Consider the following 678-nt stretch of genomic DNA (forward strand, 5'->3'; position numbering starts at 1 on the left):
GCGGCTGGATCACCTCCTTTCTGGAAAATGAAGCAGTTCAAGTTTGAACGCCCACACTTATCGGTTGTTGGATGACCTGTTGAAGTCGAGAGACTTTGATGGATTGGGTCTGTAGCTCAGCTGGTTAGAGCACTGTGTTGATAACGCAGGGGTCGTTGGTTCGAGCCCAACTAGACCCACCAAACTTCCAATGCGAAAAACCCGATTGGGGGATTAGCTCAGCTGGGAGAGCACCTGCTTTGCAAGCAGGGGGTCGTCGGTTCGATCCCGTCATCCTCCACCAAACAACGTGTTTGTTTAAAAACTATAGCGCCGCAGGGTGCTATAATCGTTGGCTTCACTCAATACAAAAGCAGTCTTGCAAAGACTGCTTTTGTATTGATCGATCCGATCAATAGGCTGTTCTTTAAAAATTCATAGAGTCGAAATCAGTATTGCTGACGGAAACACCCTTTGAGGTGACCGTGCCGTCAGCAATTATTTGATTGCGTCAACACGAATTCAACTTTGAATTCATGTAATGACGAATATTCTCAAAAGTCGCATTGAAAGATGCGACAGCAAAGATATTCACATTACGGCATAACGCGTGAGGTGTGAGACCTCACAAGTCTTTGAACTCCGAATATGGCGATGTTTCGATAAGAGACGTCAAAGTTATAGGGTCAAGTGACTAAG

Annotated in this window: 2 tRNA genes; both read left to right on the forward strand. The window is 45.6% G+C overall.

From position 1 onward, the window contains the following. The first annotated feature begins 105 nt into the window (after nucleotides 1-105). Nucleotides 106-182: transfer RNA gene (locus RSC39_RS11960), tRNA-Ile, on the forward strand. A 25-nt stretch (nucleotides 183-207) separates the two neighbouring features. After that, a tRNA-Ala gene (locus RSC39_RS11965) sits at nucleotides 208-283 on the forward strand. Nucleotides 284-678: the final 395 nt, after the last annotated feature.

The organism is Lactococcus sp., from assembly GCF_036648155.1.
Taxonomy (GTDB): domain Bacteria; phylum Bacillota; class Bacilli; order Lactobacillales; family Streptococcaceae; genus Lactococcus; species Lactococcus cremoris.